The sequence below is a fragment of the Promicromonospora sp. NPDC023805 genome, assembly GCF_040639635.1.
GTDB lineage: Bacteria > Actinomycetota > Actinomycetes > Actinomycetales > Cellulomonadaceae > Promicromonospora.
The window spans coordinates 434,714-453,639 of record NZ_JBFAAH010000001.1 but is presented as its reverse complement, the minus strand read 5'-3'; the positions used below and the strand labels follow the sequence as shown (position 1 = coordinate 453,639).

The window sequence follows — 18,926 nt, the reverse complement described above, 5'->3', positions numbered from 1 at the left end:
GGCAGGTGCCAGGTCCGCTGAACTGCGTTCGCCTCGGCCACGGAGAGTTCAGCGCTGCCGAATAGTTCAGCCACGGTGAACTTGGCGGGGCTGAGCCGAACGAAAATCAGCAGACCTGGCACCTGCCACAGGGGTGTGCCTCGCCTCCCGGGTCGTGCGTCGGGGAATTCAGTTTGCCCGCCTCGGACGGGACCTGGAACCGTCTGCGCATGGACCTCGCCAGTGCCTTCCCGCCCTTCGGCCTCCGGGTCGCCTGCGGCGACCTCGAGCTGCGCCTTCCCGACGACGCCGAGCTGTTCCGCCTGGCCGACGTCGCGGTGGCCGGCGTCCACCCGCCCGAGCGGAGCCCGTTCCTCTTCCCGTGGAACGTCGGAGAGCCGGACGAGGTGCGCCGGAATCTCCTGCAGTACCACTGGTCGTCGCGCGGCAAGATGTCGCCGGACGCGTGGGCGCTGGAGCTCGCGGTCTTCCGCGACGGCGAGCCGATCGGCGTCCAGAGCGTGGGCGCCAAGGCGTTCGGCGTGACCCGGTCGGCGGGGACCGGTTCGTGGCTCGGCCTCGTGCACCACGGCCAGGGCATCGGCAAGCGGATGCGGCTGATGGCGCTGCACCTGCTGTTCGAAGGGTTCGACGCAGCCGACGCGCGGACCGAGGCCTTCGACGACAACCCGGAGTCCAACGGGGTGACCCGGTCGCTGGGCTACGCGCCGAACGGCGTCGGCGTGGTCGACAGGAAGGGCGAGGCCGCCACGGAGAACCGGTACCGGATGACCCGCGAGATGTGGGACGCGCGCCCGGAGGTGCACCGGCCGGACGTCACGCTGGAGGGCGTGGCGCCGGTGCGGGCGATGCTGAAGATGGACCCCGAGCCGTAGCTCAGCCGTAGATCGTCTCCGTGTACTGGGGGCCGTAGTGCGCCTCGACCTGGGCGAGGGTTTCTTCCGGGCGCTCCAGGGTGTGCGCGATGACGGCGCGGCGGGGCACCATCTCCAGGTCCCAGGCTTCGGGGTCCCACGTCTTGGAGCGCAGGAACGCCTTGGAGCAGTGGTGGAAGACCTCGTCGATGTCGACCTCGAGCGCGAGCACCGGGAGGTTGTGGCGCACCTGGAGGCCGGCGAGGTACGGCGCGTCGCGCACGATGCGGGCCGAGCCGTTGACCCGCAGCGTGTCACCACGGCCGGGGATCACGAAGATGAGGCCGACGTGCGGGTTGGCCAGCACGTTGAGGAACCCGTCGGTGCGCCGGTTGCCCGGACGCTCCGGGATGGCGATCGTGCGCTCGTCCAGGATGCGCACCAGCGAGCCCACCGGGTCACCCTTGGGGGAGACGTCCAGGTTGCCGTCGGCGTCCGACGTCGCGACCAGGCACAGGGGCGAGGCCTCGAGCCACTGCCGGTCCAGGTCGTGCAGGGAGCTGCGCACCTTGCCCGCGGCCGGGCCGAGGGGCGGCGGGATGATCTCGCGGAGCTCCTCGACGGTGGTGACGGTGGTCCCACCGAACCTGTTCTGCTCGTTGGTCATGCTCCCAAGATTAGACCCGGTGTAAATGGGGCATGTCAGACCATCCGGGTACGCTCGCAGCGCCATGACCGAGCAGACGACCCTCCCCAGCCCACCAGCTGCCCCCGCCGGACCGCCCCGACAGTGGAAGGTGCGAGCGGCCCGCCGCATCGTGGACCAGGCGCACGGCCTGCTCGACGACTCCCGGCTGCTCACCACCGCCGACGTCGGCCTGCGCGAACGGGTCCGCGACGCCTACACGGCGACCCGTGAGGTGCGCGTCCATGCAGTCCTGCGCACGGTCGGCGTCGCGGCCCTGGAGGACCGGCGCAAGAAGCTGCGGGTCGCGGTCCTGGAGAAGGCAGGCTTCACGCACGTCACCCAGGTGCTCGTCGCGGGGACCGCCCGGCTCGTCGAGGCAGGTATCGGCGCCGGAACCGCGAAGCTCGCCACGTCAGCGGCCCGCGAGCTGGCCGAGGAGGTCGACGCCGACCTGCGGTTCCGCATCGACGTCGACCCCGACGACCCGTACGCGACGGTCCTCGTCCAGACCCTGTACGCGTTCGGGCTGGCCACCGACGCCCGTCACCGGCACCTGGACGAGGCACGCCGCGTGACCGCCGTCGTGCCGGGACAGCTGGAGCCCGCAAGCCTCGCCACGAGCCTCTGGCGGCGCCTCGTGGCGCCCGCCGACCGCAAGGCCGCAGCCTTCGCGGCGGTCTCCGCGCTCGCGGACCAGGTAGCGCTCGCGCGGCTGACGGACGACGCGCGGGCGGTGCGCGCCGCCGTCGGGCAGCCGCCGGAGGGTGCGGAGGTGTGGGCGGACTTCGAGGCCCGGTCGGCCGAGTACTACGGGCTGCTGTCGCAGGTCGTGGACCTGGGCGACGACCACGAGGCGGCCGAGGGCGGGCTGCCCGCCGACGTCGTGCGGCGGGTCGAGGCGCAGCCGCTGGACCGCACGCTGCTGCGTGCCAACCTGCGTGGCTACCAGCTGTTCGGCGCCAAGTACGCGCTGGTGCAGCGCCGCACGATCCTGGGCGACGAGATGGGCCTCGGCAAGACCATGCAGTCGATAGCCGTGGCCGCGCACCTCGTGGCCACCGGCGGCACGCACGTGCTGGTGGTCTGCCCGGCGAGCGTCGTCACCAACTGGAAGCGCGAGGTGGAGCAGCACTCCGACCTGACGGCGGTGGTGATGCACGGCAACGACCGGGAGCAGACCGCCGCCGGCTGGCTGGAGAGCGGCGGCGTCGCGATCACGACGTTCGAGGTGCTCGGCAGGCTCGACCTGCCGTACGACCTGAGACCCGCGCTCCTGGTCGTGGACGAGGCGCACTACGTGAAGAACCCAGAGACCATCCGCGGCCGCGAGGTGCGGCGCTGGGCCGACCGCTCCGACCGCGTCCTGTTCCTGTCCGGCACGCCGATGGAGAACAAGGTCGCCGAGTTCAAGAACATGGTCGGCTACCTGCAGCCCGAGGTCGCCGGACAGCTCGACCCCAACGCCGACCTGTCCGGCGCCAGGGCCTTCCGCCGGATCGTCGCCCCCGCCTACCTGCGCCGCAACCAGGAGGACGTGCTCACCGAGCTGCCCGAGATGGTGCAGGTCGAGGAGTGGGAGCAGTTCGGCCCGGTCGACGGCGCCGCCTACCGCGACGCCGTGCTCGCCGGCAACTTCATGGCGATGCGGCAGGCCGCGTTCACGGTGTCCGACGCCGCCGAGTCCGCGAAGCTCGTCCGCCTGCGCGAGCTCGTCACCGAGGCCGTCGAAGGCGGCCGCCGCGTCATCGTCTTCTCGTACTTCCTGTCGGTCCTGGAACAGGTCATGGACCTGCTCGGCGACCTGGCGGTCGGTCCGCTGAACGGATCGGTGCCCGTGCACGAGCGGCAGGCCATGGTGGACGCGCTGTCCGAACCCGGCGGACCGTCGGTCCTGGTCAGCCAGATCACCGCCGGGGGAGTAGGGCTGAACGTGCAGGCCGCGAGCGTGGTCATCTTCTGCGAGCCGCAGGTCAAGCCCACGATCGAGGCGCAGGCAGTCGCCCGCGCGCACCGCATGGGCCAGACCCGCACCGTGCAGGTGCACAGGCTCCTGGTCGAGCAGTCCGTGGACCAGCGGATGATGGAGATCCTCGGTTCCAAGTCCGCACTGTTCGAGGAGTTCGCCCGCCAGTCCGAGATCACCGACGCCTCGCCGTCGGCAGTGGACGTCGCAGCACCGACCGAGACCTCGCTGTCGCGGACCATCCTCGCCGAGGAGCAGGAGCGACTGAGCCGCACACCATGAGCGAGCCTCGGCCACCTATTTGGGTGTGATATCCGGTCCCAACGGGATTGGGGTTCACTGACGTCGTGTCCATGCTGACGTCACCACCAGGCGCGACGGTCACGTATCCCCTGTCGCCCGGGAGGCTGCTCGCCCCGGCACTACGCATAGTGCCGTTCGTGGGGCGGACCGCCGAGCTCGCGGCACTCCTCGACTGGTGCACGGGCCCGGAGGCGGTAGCGGTCCAGCTGGTCACCGGCCCGCGCGGCGTCGGAAAGACCCGCCTCGCCCGCGAGGCCGCACACGAGATGGCGCACGCCGGCTGGACCTGCCTCGACGTGCCGGACGGCGCAGAACCCGCTGCCCTGCCCGCCGTCCCCGACGGTGCCCCCGCACTCCTGGTGCTCGACGACGCCGAGACGCGCGGGCCGGCGCTCGCGGAGCTCCTGCGGACCGCCGCGCGGGGCCGCAACGGCGTGCTCCGGATCCTGCTGGTCGCGCGCGGCGTCGGCCCGTGGTTCAACCGGCTGACCGCGACGGACCTGGCGGTCCGGGCGCTGCTCGAACCGGCGCGGGCCGGTGCCGACCTGAGCGCCGGGGTGCTTCCCGGACAGGTGGACGCGCGGCTCGTCACGGCGTTCGTGGAGCCGTACGCGCGGGCCCTCGGGATCCCCGTGCCCCGGGTCGCCGTCGGGTCGGTGCCCGGTGGTGCCCGCATGCTCGACCTGCACGCTGCGGCGCTCTGTGCCGTCATGCGGACGCAGGTGCGCGGGCCGCTGAGCGTGCTGCCGGTCGACGTGTCGGACGCCCTCGACGAGCTGCTCGAGCACGAGCGCTGGACCTGGTTCCGCTCGGCCGAGGAAGCTGGGCTGCTGGGCGAGGCCGGATTCCTGCCCGAGGCCATCGACTCCCTGGTCGCCGCCGCGACGCTCACCGGCGTGCGCACCGCGGACGCCGCGGAGAGCCTCGTGCGGCGCGTCGCGGACGTCGTGCCAGGGGTGCGGCCGGGCGCGGAGGCCGACATCGGGCGGTGGCTGGTGCGGCTGGACCCGCACCGGGCACTGCCCCGCCGGCTGGTCGACCCGCACCTGCTGGCCGAGCTCACCGACACGCCGCAGCTGCTCGGGGTGTGCCTGGCGGGAGCGGCGGCGCCGTCGGCCCGGCGGGCCGCACTGCGCACCGCGGGCATGGTCGTGGAGCGGCTCGACAGGCGGTCCGCGGGCCTGAGCGACGCGCTCGACCAGCTCGGGGCCGCCGTCGCCGCACTCCCGGAGGACGGTGACGTGCTGCGTACCGTCTCCGGAGCGCTCCCGCACCCGTCGCTCGCGCTGGGCGAGCTGCGCGCCGAGCTCACGCTGCGCACGCTCGCCGCCACCCCCGACGGCGACCGCGCGCGCCGGGCCGAGGTACTGCGCGACGTCGGGGTGGCGCTCGGTGAGGTGGGCCGGTCCGCCGACGCGGAGCGGTACGAGCGGCAGGCCGTTGCCCTGTTCCGTGGTCTCGTGGAGCAGGACCCGCACCGGTTCCGGCCGCGCCTGGCCGCGGTGCTCGCGAACCTGGGTGCGACGCTGTCCGACCAGGGGCGGCCGCAGGACGCGCTGCGGTGCGAGGAGGAGGCGGTCGGCCTCCTCCGGCTCGTCGACGCCGACCACCCCGGCGTCGTCACGCTCGACCTGACGACGGCGGTGTCGAACCTCGCCGTCACGCTGGCCGAGCTGGGGAAGCCGTTGTCCGCGCTCGCGCCGAGCCGCGAGGTGGTGGAGCTCTGGCGCGGGCTCGCGGGCCGCAACCCCGACCGGTTCACACGGGCGCTGGCCCTGTCCCTGATGAACGTGGCCCGTCGGTTGCTGGAGCTCGACAGGGGTGCGGAGGCGCTGCCGGCCGCCGAGGAGTCCCTGGAGATCCGCCGGCGACTGGCCCACGCCGATCCCGACGAGCACCTGTCGGGGCTCGGCGACTCGCTCGAGGTGATGGGCAGCGTGCTCACGGACCAGGGCCGGAGCGTGGAGTCGCTGCGATACCTCGAGAAGGCGGTAGCGATCCGGCGCCGGACCGCCGAGGAGAACCCGGGCCGCTACCTGGCGGATCTCGCGCACTCGCTCCGGGCGCTGGGCACGCAGCTGTCGGGCCTCGGCAGGCGGGCGGAGGGCCTCGAGCTGCAGCAGGAGGCGGTAGGGGTGCAGCGGCGGCTCGCCGCCGACAACCCCGGACGGTACGTGCCAGAGCTCGCCGAGGCGCTGTCCGCGCTCGGCGTCACCCACTCGAGGCTGGACCGTCCGCAGGACGCGCTCAACGCGGAGCGCGAGGCGACCAGGACCTGGCGCGAGCTGGTCGGCACCGACCCGCACCGCTACCGTCCCCGGCTGGCGCGGTCGCTGACCAACCTGAGCTCGATCTTCGCCGTCCTCAAGCTCGGTGACGAGGCGGTGGCACCAGCGAGCGAGGCGGTGGCCCTCCTGCGCGACCTCGTCGCGGAGAACGCACCGAAGTACCGGCCGAGCCTCGCGGCGGCGCTGCGCGTGCTGGCGCTCGCGCTGCACGACCAGGAGCGGTTCGCCGAGGCGCGGCAGGCCAGGGGAGAGGCCGAGGAGCTGAGCGGGCTCACGACGGTGTGATCTCTGGCCCCAGTGTGCCCTTGCAGTTGCCGAGCGAAACAGAGGTTCCAGTATTTATCTAGACTTGACTGATTCGTTGCCTTAAAATCGGATTGGTGATACCAGGTCGTGTGCGCGAATCCTGGGGGTGGTCCAGATGCAGGGATGGGCTCGGGGAAGTCTCCTGGTCGTCGCGCTCGGCGCGACGTCCAACCTCGTTCTTACCTTCATTCCCGACGTGATGCCGCCCCGGGTGACGATCCCCATCATCTGGTGCACCGGCGTCGCGACGGTCGTCATCGCGGTCGTGTACCTGTTCGAACAGACGATCGCCGTCCGGCAGCGGGTGGAGCGGGAGGCCGATCTCGAGCGGGCTCGGCTGCTGAACGAGCTCCGGCAGTACCGGGGGATCGAGTGGGTCAGTGCCGACCGCGAGCACCGGAACGCGTCCCTCGACATCTGGAAGTCCGCACGGCGCCAGGTGGTGGTCTTCGGGTTCGGCATGACGAGCGTCGCACGTGACCCCAGCCTGATCCGGGCGATGGTGAACCGCGGAGTGGACGTCGACGTCATCAAGGTCGACCCGCAGTGGCTCGTGGACCAGCCTGCGATCGCCGCCACGATCGACGGGTACTACGACCGGGACGAGGCGTTCATCGGGCAGGTCCGGCAGGCGCACGAGCGGCTGGAAGGGCTCGCGCGCGAGATCAACGCCGAGGGCCGTGGGCAGCTGAACATCCATACCTACCGGACCACCGTCCAGTACAGCGGTTCGATCCGGGACCCGGGCACGCCGGAGGCCTCTGGCTACGTGGAGTTCCACCTCTACCGGAAGTCCATCGAGCGGCTCGGCATCGGCCTGACGCGGTACGACGACGAGGACGAGCTCAACCCGCCGATCCTGCACCACGTCCTGCACTCGCTCTCCCTGGCGGTCGGGCACCCGGTGCCGGCCGAACGTCGTCCGCGGGCGCTGGGGCGCGGGGACGAAGGGCTCGCGCTCGGTGAGGAGGATGCGCGGTCCGCCTGAAACCGGACGACTTGAAAGCGGGCAACACCGGGCCGAGATGTGGCACTATCCGGTGTGTGCCTTTGGAGAAAATTGCCCTGATCAGCGACGTGCACGGCAACCTCACCGCACTCGATGCCGTGCTCGACGACATCGAGTCGCGCGGTGTCGATCGGATCATCAACCTCGGCGACTTCGTGGGGAAGGGCCCACGAGGCGGTGAGGTCGTCGACCGGTGCGACAAGGTGTGCGACGTCAACATCCGGGGCAACTGGGACGATCACCTGCCTGTCTGGAGCGACGAGTCGGCGCCCGAGATGATCTGGTGGCGCGACGAGCTGCGCCCGGATCAGCATGACTGGCTGAGGGCGCTCCCGATGAGCCACGACCTGCTGGTCAGCGGGCGGCACATCAGGCTGTTCCACGCGTCCGCGACCAGCCCGCACGTGCGGGTGCGCGCCAAGCACACGGCGGAGGAGTTCGCCGGGATGTTCGCCAACACCGCGATGACGGGGGACGGTCCGGCGCCGTCCATGGTCGGCTACGGGGACATCCACGACGCCTACGTCGAGGTGGAGCGAGGGCGCACCCTGTTCAACGTCGGCAGCGTGGGCAACCCGCTGGACGAGCCGGTCCCGAGCTACGCGATCCTGGAGGGGGTCGTGGACGAGCCGGGCCAGGCACCGTTCGGGCTCCAGTTCGTCCGGGTGCCGTACGACATCGAGGCCGAGATCGCGGCCGCCGCACGCCTCGGCATGCCGGCCCTGGAGCCCTATGCGGTCGAGCTCCGCACGGCGGTCTGGCGCGGGGTCCAGGAGGTGTGACCAGGAGATCCGGTCAGACGGGGCGGTCCACCACGACATCGATCCAGAGCTTGTCGCCGGCGTCCGGGTCGACGACCACCCAGGGCCGGACCGGGACCTTGACCCCGTAGACGTCGCGGGCGGCCTCCCGCACGAGCCACATGAAGGACTCGACCGTGTAGTGGTTGCGCCAGCGGTGGGCCGTCCGGCCGTCCGCGCCGGCCTTGATCTCCAGGCCCTGCCGGTCCGCCGCGTCCGCCGTCGTCGAGATCAGGGCAGTGCCGCCCGGGGTGACGTGGCCGAGGACCTTGCGCACGGCGTCGTCATCGGACTCTGGCGGAAAGAGGTGGACGAAAGCGGTGGCGAGGACGAGGTCGAACCGTTCGCCGTCGAGCGGTGCCTCCGCGCCCTGGTCGTCGAGGTATCGGCCCGCCAGGAACTCGCCGTGCAGCAACCGAGGCTTGTTCGGCAGGGTCGGGTCGTCCGAGAGCTCGCGGGCCGCGGCGATCATGGGTGCCGAGAAGTCGACGCCGGTGACCGCGTAGCCGAGCGCGGACAGGACCCGCGAGTGGGTTCCGTCGGCGCAGCCGATGTCCAGTGCCGTCGGATGTGCAGTGGCGGTTATCCGCGGAAGGCGCTGCGTCAGCCATTTCTTGGCGTTTTCTTGACGTATCCCGGTTGTGCCCTTGTAGGTACCGGCGAGCATGTCATAAGCGGCGCGATTGATTTCAAGAATCGACTGAAGATCTGGGGAAGCGCCGCTGTCGGCCGGAATCAGTGCGGGCACTGCGGACGGCGCGGCCATCCATCCCCCTTGCGCGCGATGGATCGTTCCGATCCGCCAGTTGACCAGGAAAACCGTCGGACCCATTCGGGACCGGCGGAATGGCGCTTATCGTGTCACACCTTCCGCGGCCGCGCGGTTCACTGGCCCGGCCGCGGGTGTGAGCAATTGCCGCGCTCCCACCTCTGGCGGAGAAAAGAATCATCGACGGATATCGAAACTCGCACCGATTCGACTGGACTCCGGCCGCCTGGGCGCGCAAGACTAGCGGTGTGAACGAAATCACATTGGAAGCAGAAGTCAACCGACCGCACCAGGACCTGACGACGCTCGAAGCCGCGCGTCTGCTGGGAGTGTCGAAGCTGCACGTCATCGACCTTCTCGAGGCAGGTGAGATCGACTACCACATGGTCGGCAGCGACCTGATGTTCAACGCAGCGGAGATCGCGTCCTACAAGTCGGACCGCGAGCACCGCGACGCGGAGTCCCTCGTATCCGCATGACCCCCGCGCGGCGGCCGGCGCCCTGGCGCTTCCGCTGACGCAGCGGGTGCGCCTCGCACACCAGCGACGCCGCGCACCCTGACGCCTGGGCGCACGTTCATCACCTGAGAACGTGCGCTCTTGTCATTTTGGGGCGGGGACCGGACTCGGTCCGGCTCACGCCCAGCCCAGCGGCTCCAGGTCGTGCGAGCTCTCGGTCAGCAGGCCCGCGATGGTCTCGGCAGGTACTGGACGCCCGCCCCACGCGTCGACGCCGACGTTGATCTGCCTGCCGCGCCGTCGCCAGCTGTCGTGCACGTGGCCGTGCACCACCCAGGCGCCCTGGTCCGCCGGCCGGTACTCGACGAACCGGTCCTCGCCGTGCGAGTCGCCCTCGTACGGGAAGTGCGACAGCACGACGCTGTGCTCGCCCACGGTGACCGGCTCGGGTCGGTCGTGGATCTCGGCGAAGCCCGCGTCCAGGTACCGCTGCCTCTCCTTCGCCCGACGCCGTTCGCGCGCCTCCGGGTCGCCCTTGCGCAGCGCGCGCTCACCCTCCCAGCAGCGGTCGTGGTTTCCGGGCACCAGGAGCTTGCGCCCCGTCAGCCGGCCGATGTGGGCGAGCGACTCGTCGAGCGCACCGAGGGCGACGTCGCCGAGCACCCACACGGTGTCGTCGTCGGTGACCGTCTCGTTCCAGAGCTGGACCAGGCGGGCATTCATCGCGGAGACGTCGGGGAATGGCCGGTTACAGAACCGGATGATGTTCGCGTGTCCGAAATGCGGGTCGGATGTGTAGTACGTAGTCATGGCATGACGCATTCAACCCGCTCCCACGCCTCCGGGGAATCGGAATTCGGCGGCGGGGAGCATCGCACGTGCGCCTATCGCTTGGTGGCGAAGGCACACAACACGCGGCTGGCAGTGAAGCTCTCCTTCTCCACGCCCACGTCGCGCCAGCCGAGCACGTTCCCGTCGTCATCGCTCGAGGCCGTGAAGTAGCTGCCGGCAGGAATGGTGACCTTCGCACTCGGCTTCGTCAGCGAGTAGCCCTGGCACGCCGGTTCGTCGCCCTCCGCATAGCGGACGCAGTCCTCGCACGGATCGAGCGAGATGGCGCCCGTCGCGGGACCCGTGTAGACCATGTTCCACCGGTCTGGGCCGTGGTTGTAGATGATCAGTGTGACGGTTCCCTCCGGCTCGGTGCGGGACGGCAGCTCTACACCCATCTTCGGGTCCGCCTGGGCGATCCCGGCGGCGATCTGGACCCGCTCCGCGTAGTCGGCGTCCTTGGCCCGTGGGTACGAGGCGAGGAGCGCGTCCAGGTTCTGGAGCGCCGGGGCGTACTGCCCACCCTCGAACTGTCGCACACCGCACTTGAGCAGCCCGGCGGGGATCTTCGTGCGGGCCTCGTCCGCCAGGGCCTTGACCTTGCCGGAGTCGAACCCGGCGAGGAACGACGTCGACTCGGTGGCCTGCCTCGTGTCGTCGCAGCCGCCCTTGCCGTTCAGACTCTTGATCACGTCGTCCCGCCACGCCGTCAGCTCCTTGGGCAGGGCCTGAGCAGGATCGCTTGCCGGGTGGTCCGTCAGTAGCTCGGTGAGCATCGGGCGCGCACTGGCGAAGGTCCCGCGCTCCGCGAAGAGCAGCCCGCAGTCGTTCAGGGCGCCGGGCAGCTCGTGCTGTGCGATGCCCTGTAGAGGCCCTGCTGTTCCTGCCTCCGCGAAGTGCCGCACCGCCGCGACGGCGTTGCACACGTCGTCCCCCTTGGCCTGGGCGTACAGGCCGTCGACGAGTCCCGGCACTCGGTCGGCGGCGCGCGTGCGGGGGTGCTCGGCGACGGTCTGCACGTAGGTCGCGTACGCAGCGTCGTAGGCGTCCTTGGACGCAGCGAACACGCTGGGCCTCCCGTCCAGGCTCTCCTCGGCCTGGTCCAGGTCGTGGGCGAGGAACTGCTCGAGCACCTCCTGCTGCGTCACCACGTACGCGCCGCCCAGGAGGGGAACGATCGCGAGCGTGGCCCACGCGATGCGGCCGGCGGTGCGCGGCGTCCACACGGTGCGCCGGGGCGTCTCGCGGCGCGCCCGGCGCCGGGCGAGGAGGGCGGCGTCCAGCGCGAACAGGCCGAGCGCGCCGAGATAGCCGAGCGCCCACCAGACGGCGATCGGCTCGCGCCCGATCGGCAGCGCGACCCAGGCCAGGCCTGCCGTCGCGGCCAGCGCCACGACCAGGCGGAGCCACGCACGCAGGTGCAGATAGCCGAGACCGAGCCCGCTCAGGTTGAGCAGGGCGGCGGCCAGGGGGCGCGCCGTCGGGCGAGGGGCGTCGTCCGGGGGCGTCGCGGGCGGCTCCGGAGCCTCGCCCGTGGCGTCGGTGGGCGCTGCGGCGGGCTCCTCGGGAAGAGTCGCCGTCGGCGCGGGATCAGTGCTCATGAGCCGCGATGCTAGGTGTCCCTTCTGTCCGGAACTGGCGAAAAGGGGCGGTTGAGCCGGGTGAATTGCCCTGATGAGTCCGAACCGTAATGAGCGGCTGTCAGGTCCGTTCGGATGGGCGATGATCGGCGGGTGGACCTCGCCGTCGATCTGAGCCAGCGCACCGGTCGCACCGATGCCATCTACCGCGCGCTGCACGTGGCGCTGACGACCGGCCGGATCCCCGCGGAGCAGCGGCTGCCCTCGACCCGGGACCTGGCCCGGGACCTCGGCGTCTCGCGTGCGAGCGTCGCGGAAGCCTACGAGCGGCTCGTCGCCGAGGGGTTCCTGGAGACACGAACCGGGTCAGGCACGTTCGCGACCGCCGCCGCGGGCGACAACCCGCGCGTGCGGCACCGCGCGGCGGGCGCCTTGCGCCCCCGGGCCGGCTGGCGCTGGACCCCGCACGCCACGAGCGGCGACGCGGCGGTGCCCGCGCACGACTTCCGGGTGGGCATCCCCGACGCGAGCCTCTTCCCGTTCGACACCTGGCGCCGCCTGCTCGCGGCCGAGTCGCGGTCCGGCGGACCGGCCGCGGGAGCGTACTCCGCCCCCGCGGGCCTGCCCCGGTTCCGAGAGGCGGTCGCCCGCTACGTGGCCGGTTCGCGCGGGGTGCATGCCGAGCCCGACGACATCATCGCGACGACCGGCGCGCAGCAGGCCCTCGACCTGGTGGCGCGCGTGCTGCTCGAACCGGGGGACATCGTCGCCATGGAGGACCCCGGCTACCCCGAGGCGCGTGAGCTCTTCGCGCTGCACGGCGTCCGGGTGGTGCCGGTGCCGGTCGACGCCGAGGGGCTCGTCGTGGACGACATCCCGCCCCGGGCCCGCCTGGTCTACACCACTCCCTCGCACCAGTTCCCCCTCGGGATGCCGCTGTCGCTGGCCCGGCGCCGGGCCCTGCTGGCGCACGCCGCGCGCCACGGGACGGCAGTGATCGAGGACGACTACGACAGCGAGTTCCGCCGCGCCCGTCGTCCGCTCGAGTCGTTGCAGGCCCTCGACCGCGACGGGCGCGTCGTCTACGTCGGCACCTTCTCGAAGTCGCTGCTGCCGGGACTGCGCGTCGGCTACCTCGTGGCGCCCCCGTCGCTGCGCGACGCACTGCTCGCCGCCCGCCAGCTCACCGACGGCCACGGCGCCGTGCACGTCCAGGCGGCGCTCGCGCGCTTCATCGACGACGGCCTGCTCGCCCGGCACGTCCGGAAGGCCACCGCGCACTACACCGAGCGGCACGAGATCTTGCTGGACGCACTGGCCGGGCTGCCGGTCGAGCCGGTGCCGTCGGCGGCGGGCCTGCACGTCGCTGCCTACCTGTCCGCCGACGCCCCGCTGGGCTCGCAGGAGCTCGTGGCCCGCGCCCGACGCCGGTCGGTCGCCCTGGACTCCCTCGCCGCCTACGCGGTGGGTCCCCACCGCGACGGGGTGGTGCTCGGGATCGGTGGCGCGGTCACGGACACTATCCGGCCAGGTATTCGGGTTCTGGAGCAGCTGCTGGCGTGACGGCGGCCGCGGCGCGCGCCCGCCGTCGGCGCCACGTCGCCCAGGCCAGCCCGCCCAGCGCGGCGAGCACCGGGCCGGTCATGTGCGGTCCGGTCATCACGAGGAGCCCGAGCGCGGCCACCAGCGACACCGCCGCGCACCACCAGGCAGTGCCCCGGCGCGGCAGGAGCCGCAGCGCCGCGGCGGTGCCCACCACGTAGAGCAGGGAGAACGTGGCGGTCGCCATGAGGAGGATCGCGTCGGTGGACTGGTGCAGGCCGGCGAGCAGCGCCGTCGTGCCGAGGGCGACCGCGGTGATGAGGGCCAGCGAGCGGCGGGGCGTGCGGCCCGGCGCGGACGCGAGCCACGCCGGGAGCGCGCCGTCGCGGGCCAGCGCGGCACCCATCCGGCTGCCGCCGGCGAAGTAGACGTTGATGGCCCCGACGGTCAGCAGCACGGCCAGCACCGTGGTGACGGGCCGGGCGCTCTCGCCGAACCCGAGCACCAGCAGGTCCGAGAGCGGTGCCGGACCGGGTGTCGGCCCGAGCACCGCCACCGTCGCGAACGCGACACCCAGGTACAGCACGCCCACTGCCGCCACGGCGATCGCGGTGGCCCGCGGGATGTCCCTGGCCGGGTTGCGATACTCGGCGGACAGCGAGCCGAGGATCTCCCAGCCCGCGAACGCCCAGACCAGGAGGGCAGCGGCGGAGCCGACGGCGCCCCAGCCGTGCGGGGCGAACGGCGTGAGGTGCGCCAGCTGCGCGTGCGGCAGGGCCACGACCACCGCGACGGCCAGCAGGAGCGCGACCACCCCCGCGATGACGAGCTGTGCCGTGCCGGACACCCGCAGGTCGAACCAGTTCATCACCGCGCACACCGCGATGATGGCGACCGTCGTGACCAGCGCGGTCCCCGTGCCGCCGCCGGTGGCGTCGGCGACATAGGCCCCGGCGAAGCCCGCCGCGGCGGGTGCGCCCACGGGGATCGTCGCGTAGAACGCCCAGCCGACCATGGTGGACGCCCGCTCGCCGAACGCGAGCCGGGCATAGGTGGCCACACCGCCGCCGTCGGGGTGGCGCGCGCCGAGCGCGGCGAAGGTAGTGGCGAGCGGGATGGACAGGAGCACCAGCGCCGCCCAGGCGACCAGGGACGCCGGGCCCGCCACGCCCGCGGCCAGGGCGGGCAGGGAGATGACGCCGGTGCCGAGCATGGCGCCGAGGGTCAGTGCGGCGCCCTGGGGGACGCTGAGTCCGTTCTGCATGGCCCGAGGCTATGCGTCAGGTGGACCGCCGAACGGGCCGATTCCCGGCTGATCGTTCAGGCCAGTCGTCGCCGTGCTCACACCGTGCGGGCCGGGAGCTGCGGTGCGGTCGCCAGCTCGCGCAGGCGACGCAGGCCCGCGGTGGTGGCGACGACGACCAGCGTGTCGTCGGCGCGCAGGTACCGCCCGTCGGACGGCTCGATCATGCGGCCACCACCCCCGCTCGCCTGCGGCGTGGTGCGGATCGCGAGCAGGCGGCTCCGCACGACGCCCTCGGCGTCCTCCTCATCACCGTCGAGATCGACGTCGAGATCGACGTCGTCGGGATGCATGCGGGCGAGCCGGCTGCCCTCCATGATCACTATCTCGGCGAGGACCAGCACGCGGTCCCGGTACGGGATGGTCGCCTTGACCTCCTGGCCGATCATCGACGCGGCGAACCACGGCGCGGCGAGGAACGAGGAGCTGAGCCCCACGGAGTCGGGGATCTCGCGGCGGATGCGCCGCGACAGGTCCTTGTCGTACACGCGCAGGACCGTGCGCAGCGGCGTCGGTGCGTCCTCCGGCCGGGGGATGGAGCGCGCCGCGAAGCCGATGCCGATGGTCGTCGCGCCGCCGCTCGTGACCACCACTATCGCCTGGGCCGTGTCGACGTACGCGGCGCGCAGGGTCGCCGCCCGGCGGGCGTCACCGATCACGACGGGGACGTCCCTGGCGCGGGCCACCGCGATACCGCGCGCCGACTCGTCGATGTCGATGGCGACCACGGGCACCCCTCGGCGGTCCAGGGACCTGACGATGCGCGTGCCGAGGTCACCGAGCCCGACGACGACCACGTGGTCCGACATCGCGTGCAGCGGGGAACCGGCGTCGAGCAGGCGCTGGGTCCGCACGACGCCGTCGACCACCACACCGGTGACCCACGGGATGACGGCGACGCTCACGATCGTCAGGACCACCTGGGTGGCCTTGACGACGGGGTTGGCGTCGTGGTCGGGGTCGCTGCCCGCCAGTGCGGGCAGCACCGCCTCGTACAGCGCGCCGAAGAAGGACGAGCCGGTCGCGAGCTGCATGGTCACCGCACCGACGAGCACGACCACGAGAAGGACCCCGGCAGCGAGCAGCAGGTTCCAGCCCGACGTGATCGCCAGGGTGCGCACGTACTCGCCGAACCGGCGTCTCCGGTGCGGGTCCACCTCGTCCTCGTCCGGTTCGAGGTCGGCCTTCAGCTCGGGCAGGACGTCGTGCTCGGCGGCATCCGCCAGGAGCACCTTGGGGGCGAGCCCGGCCAGCTCCTCGTCGTTCGGGAGCGCCGTGACGGTGCCGTCCTCGTCCGTCGCGAACAGGACCATGCGGGTGGGCAGGGCCGTCTCCTCGTCGGACACGGCGACGAGGCGGCGATGCCGCACCGGGAGGCGCACGAGGCGGCGCAGCGCCGCACCGACGATCTCGGGCGCCGCGAACGCCGACGCCGAGAGCACCGTGCAGCGGTCGCGCTGCAGGTGCCGCCCCAGCGACTCGTCGAAGATCCGGACCACCACGTGCAGCGCGGGCCAGGCCTCGCGGAGCAGGAGGGCCAGGGCGACGTTGCCGCCGTCGTCCTGGTCCACGAGCGCGGCGGCGGTGGCGCGGTCCGCGCCGGCCGCCGTCAGGACCTTCTCGTCCACCCGGTCGGCCTCCACGAGGGTCACCCGGTCGAGGGACTCCATCTCCTGGGCGTACCGGGAGGTGCGGTCAGGCAGGATCACCGACACGGTGCCCCTGTAGCGCGTGCTGAGCGCTCTGGTCAGGCGAAACGCGAGCGGACCGTCACCGACCACCACGTAGTGCGCGTGCGTTCCCGGCCCGACGTCTGTCATGTTCGCAGAGCGTAGCGGGGCCCTCCGACAACGAGCGCACGAGGTGTGCGCCGCCGTCGGAGGGCCCGGATGCGGCTTTCAGGTGTTACACCGTCAGGCTCTATCTGATTCGCCCGAGCCTGCGGTTCCGCTTCGGGCGAGTGCCTCGTTCCTCGGCTCTCACCCTGCGCTGCACCTCCGGCTCAGGCTCTATCTGATTCGCCTGAGCCTGCGGTTCCGCTTCGGGCGAGTGCCTCGTTCCTCGGCCCTCACCCTGCGCTGCACCTCCGGCTCAGGCTCAGGCGGGCACGTTTGCCACGCCGTCGGGCAGGAACCGCTTGCCCAGGACCTTCTCGCTGTAGCCGGTGCGGTCCAGGTACGGCGTGATGCCGCCGGTGTGGAAGCCCCAGCCGGCGCCGAGGATCATCGCGAGGTCGATCTGCTGCGGGCCGGGCACCACGCCCTCGTCCAGCATCAGGCCGATCTCGGTGGCCAGCGCCGTGAGCACCTGGTCGAGCACGCCGTCGGCGTCGAGCACGCCGGGCTCACCCGGGCGGGCGGGTCCGAAGTACTGCTGGATGGCCGGGTCGACCGGCTTGGGGAGGCCCTTGGCCGGGGCGTCCAGCACTACCCGGGTGCCGTTCTCGACGATCTTGGCCAGGCCCGCCGACGCCGGGATGCGGTCGCCGAGCTCCTCGCGCAGCGAGGTCAGCACGTGCTGAGCGACGGCAGGGCCCACCAGGTCGGTGAGCGCGAAGGTCGGCATCGGGAAGCCGAGGGGGGCGAGCGCGCGGTCCGCGACCTCGACCGGGGTGCCACCCTCTATCGCGTCCAGGACCTGACCCATCACGAGCAGCAGCAGGCGGTTCACGATGAAGCCGGGGCGGTCGGCCGACATGATCGCCGTCTTGCGCAGCTTCTTGGTGATGGCGAACGCCGTGGCGAGGGCTTCGTCCGAGGTGTGCTCGGCGTTGATCACCTCGACCAGCGGCATCTGGGCCACCGGGTTGAAGAAGTGGATGCCGACCACGCGCTCCGGGTGCCGCAGGTCCGCCGCCATCTCGGTGACGGACAGCGCGGAGGTGTTGGTCGCCAGCACCGTCTCGGGGGAGATGACGCCCTCCAGCTCGGCGAACACCTTCTTCTTGAGCCCCATCACCTCGGTGACTGCCTCGATCACGAAGTCGCACGAGGCGAACTCGCCGATGTCGGTGGTGCCGGACACCGAGGCGACGATGCGCTGCGCGGCGTCGGGGGACAGGCGCCCGCGGCCGGCGAGCTTCTCCGCCGTCTCGCGGACGAAGGACAGGCCCTTGTCCACGCGCTCCTGGTCCAGGTCGCGCATGACCACCGGCACGCCGAGGCGCTGCGCGAAGAGGAACGCCATCTGGGCGGCCATCAGGCCGGCGCCCACGACGCCGACCTTGGTGATCGGCCGGGCGAGCTTGGGGTCCGGGGCGCCCTGGGGCTTCTTGCCGCCGCCCACGAGGTTGAACGCGTAGATGCTGGCGCGCATCTCGTCCGACATGACCAGGTCAGCCAGCGCCTGGTCCTCCGCCGCGAACGCGTCGGCCTTGGTGGCGTTCCGGGCTCCGGCGATCAGCTCCAGCGCGCGGTGCGGCGCGGGGCGCGAGGTGCCGACGATTGCGTCGAGCTGGGCCTTGGCAGCAGCGACGACGCCGTCCCACACGGGCTGCGGGTCGAGCTCGCGGCGGGGTACCTCTACCTCGCCGGTGACTACCTTGGCCGCCCAGATGATGGACTGCTCCAGGAAGTCTGCGGCCTCGAACAGCTCGTCGACCAGGCCGATCTTGAGGGCCTCGGCGGGCTTGTACGGCTTGTTCGCGGCGGGCCGCGTGAGGATGACCTCGATCGCCTTCTCGACGCCGACCAGGCGGGGTACGAGGTAGGCGCCGCCCCAGCCGGGGATGAGGCCGATGCCGGTCTCGGGCAGGCCGAGCGCTGCGGCGTCGGAGGCCACCGTGCGGTAGTCGCAGTTCAGCGCGACCTCGAGGCCGCCACCCAGCGCGAGGCCGTTGACGAACGCGAAGGTCGGCACGCCGGTGGCCGCGCGCAGGTCGCCGAGGATCGTGTACGCGGCGTGGCCCATGCGGCCCAGCTCGACGGCCTCGGCGTGGTCGTGCACCGAGGTGATGCCCTTGAGGTCGGCGCCGGCGGCGACGAAGTAAGGCTTGCCGGTCACGCCGACGGCGACGATCTCGCCGGCCTCGGCACGGGTGCGGACGACCTCGAGCGCGGCCTTGAGCTCGGCCATGCCGGCCGGGCCGAACGTGTTCGGCTTGGTGTGGTCCAGGCCGTTGTCGAGGGTGACCAGCGCGAGGACGCCGGCGCCGCCGGGCAGCCGCACGTCCCGGACCAGCGAGTGGGTGACGCGCTCAGCCGGAGCGCTGGGGGTAGGGGTCGCAGACACTG

The 18,926-nt window shown here is 72.0% G+C and carries 14 protein-coding genes; 7 read left to right on the top strand and 7 right to left on the bottom strand.

Annotation, left to right across the window (positions count from 1 at the left end; genetic code table 11):
- Positions 1 to 209 precede the first annotated feature (209 nt).
- Positions 210 to 875: a GNAT family protein gene (locus AB0F70_RS02075; protein WP_357442970.1), complete on the top strand. Its 666-nt coding sequence runs from the start codon at positions 210 to 212 to the stop codon at positions 873 to 875.
- Between the two features lies 1 nt (position 876).
- Here AB0F70_RS02075 and AB0F70_RS02070 read toward each other — a convergent pair whose 3' ends face one another.
- Positions 877 to 1,521 (bottom strand): MSMEG_1061 family FMN-dependent PPOX-type flavoprotein, encoded by a 645-nt coding sequence (locus tag AB0F70_RS02070; RefSeq protein WP_357442968.1) that lies wholly within the window; start codon positions 1,519 to 1,521, stop codon positions 877 to 879.
- A gap of 64 nt (positions 1,522 to 1,585) precedes the next feature.
- Between AB0F70_RS02070 and AB0F70_RS02065 the strand changes: the two genes are divergently transcribed.
- The 4 genes from AB0F70_RS02065 to AB0F70_RS02050 all read left to right on the top strand — a co-directional run bounded on the left by AB0F70_RS02065 (position 1,586) and on the right by AB0F70_RS02050 (position 8,193).
- Positions 1,586 to 3,787 carry a DEAD/DEAH box helicase gene (locus AB0F70_RS02065; RefSeq protein ID WP_357442965.1) on the top strand — a complete coding sequence of 734 codons (2,202 nt, stop codon included), beginning with the start codon at positions 1,586 to 1,588 and terminating at the stop codon, positions 3,785 to 3,787.
- 71 nt (positions 3,788 to 3,858) lie between these two features.
- On the top strand, positions 3,859 to 6,381 hold the full coding sequence (locus AB0F70_RS02060; RefSeq protein ID WP_357443587.1) for a tetratricopeptide repeat protein: 2,523 nt from the start codon (positions 3,859 to 3,861) through the stop codon (positions 6,379 to 6,381).
- Positions 6,382 to 6,517: 136 nt separating this feature from the next.
- On the top strand, positions 6,518 to 7,390 hold the full coding sequence (locus AB0F70_RS02055; protein WP_357442963.1) for a hypothetical protein: 873 nt from the start codon (positions 6,518 to 6,520) through the stop codon (positions 7,388 to 7,390).
- A gap of 56 nt (positions 7,391 to 7,446) precedes the next feature.
- On the top strand, positions 7,447 to 8,193 hold the full coding sequence (locus tag AB0F70_RS02050) for a metallophosphoesterase family protein (protein ID WP_357442960.1): 747 nt from the start codon (positions 7,447 to 7,449) through the stop codon (positions 8,191 to 8,193).
- 13 nt (positions 8,194 to 8,206) lie between these two features.
- Here AB0F70_RS02050 and AB0F70_RS02045 read toward each other — a convergent pair whose 3' ends face one another.
- Complete coding sequence (locus AB0F70_RS02045; protein ID WP_357442957.1) at positions 8,207 to 8,878, bottom strand: class I SAM-dependent methyltransferase; 672 nt, start codon at positions 8,876 to 8,878, stop codon at positions 8,207 to 8,209.
- Between the two features lie 350 nt (positions 8,879 to 9,228).
- Here AB0F70_RS02045 and AB0F70_RS02040 point away from each other — a divergent pair, with 350 nt between their 5' ends.
- Complete coding sequence (locus AB0F70_RS02040; protein ID WP_357442955.1) at positions 9,229 to 9,459, top strand: excisionase family DNA-binding protein; 231 nt, start codon at positions 9,229 to 9,231, stop codon at positions 9,457 to 9,459.
- Positions 9,460 to 9,615: 156 nt separating this feature from the next.
- Here AB0F70_RS02040 and AB0F70_RS02035 read toward each other — a convergent pair whose 3' ends face one another.
- Complete coding sequence (locus AB0F70_RS02035; protein WP_357442952.1) at positions 9,616 to 10,248, bottom strand: metallophosphoesterase; 633 nt, start codon at positions 10,246 to 10,248, stop codon at positions 9,616 to 9,618.
- A 74-nt stretch (positions 10,249 to 10,322) separates the two neighbouring features.
- Positions 10,323 to 11,870 carry a hypothetical protein gene (locus AB0F70_RS02030; protein ID WP_357442950.1) on the bottom strand — a complete coding sequence of 516 codons (1,548 nt, stop codon included), beginning with the start codon at positions 11,868 to 11,870 and terminating at the stop codon, positions 10,323 to 10,325.
- Between the two features lie 114 nt (positions 11,871 to 11,984).
- Between AB0F70_RS02030 and AB0F70_RS02025 the strand changes: the two genes are divergently transcribed.
- Positions 11,985 to 13,412, top strand: a complete 1,428-nt coding sequence (locus AB0F70_RS02025) for a PLP-dependent aminotransferase family protein (protein WP_357442947.1) — start codon at positions 11,985 to 11,987, stop codon at positions 13,410 to 13,412.
- Here the strand turns inward: AB0F70_RS02025 and AB0F70_RS02020 are convergent.
- From AB0F70_RS02020 to AB0F70_RS02010, 3 genes are all read right to left on the bottom strand, one after another.
- Positions 13,369 to 14,655 (bottom strand): amino acid permease, encoded by a 1,287-nt coding sequence (locus AB0F70_RS02020; RefSeq protein WP_357442944.1) that lies wholly within the window; start codon positions 14,653 to 14,655, stop codon positions 13,369 to 13,371. The genes AB0F70_RS02025 and AB0F70_RS02020 overlap by 44 nt on opposite strands.
- Positions 14,656 to 14,732: 77 nt before the next feature.
- Positions 14,733 to 16,514 carry an NAD-binding protein gene (locus AB0F70_RS02015; protein WP_357442941.1) on the bottom strand — a complete coding sequence of 594 codons (1,782 nt, stop codon included), beginning with the start codon at positions 16,512 to 16,514 and terminating at the stop codon, positions 14,733 to 14,735.
- Between the two features lie 277 nt (positions 16,515 to 16,791).
- Entirely contained in the window at positions 16,792 to 18,924 is a 2,133-nt protein-coding gene (locus AB0F70_RS02010) for a 3-hydroxyacyl-CoA dehydrogenase NAD-binding domain-containing protein (protein WP_357442939.1), read from the bottom strand.
- Between the last annotated feature and the right edge of the window lie 2 nt (positions 18,925 to 18,926).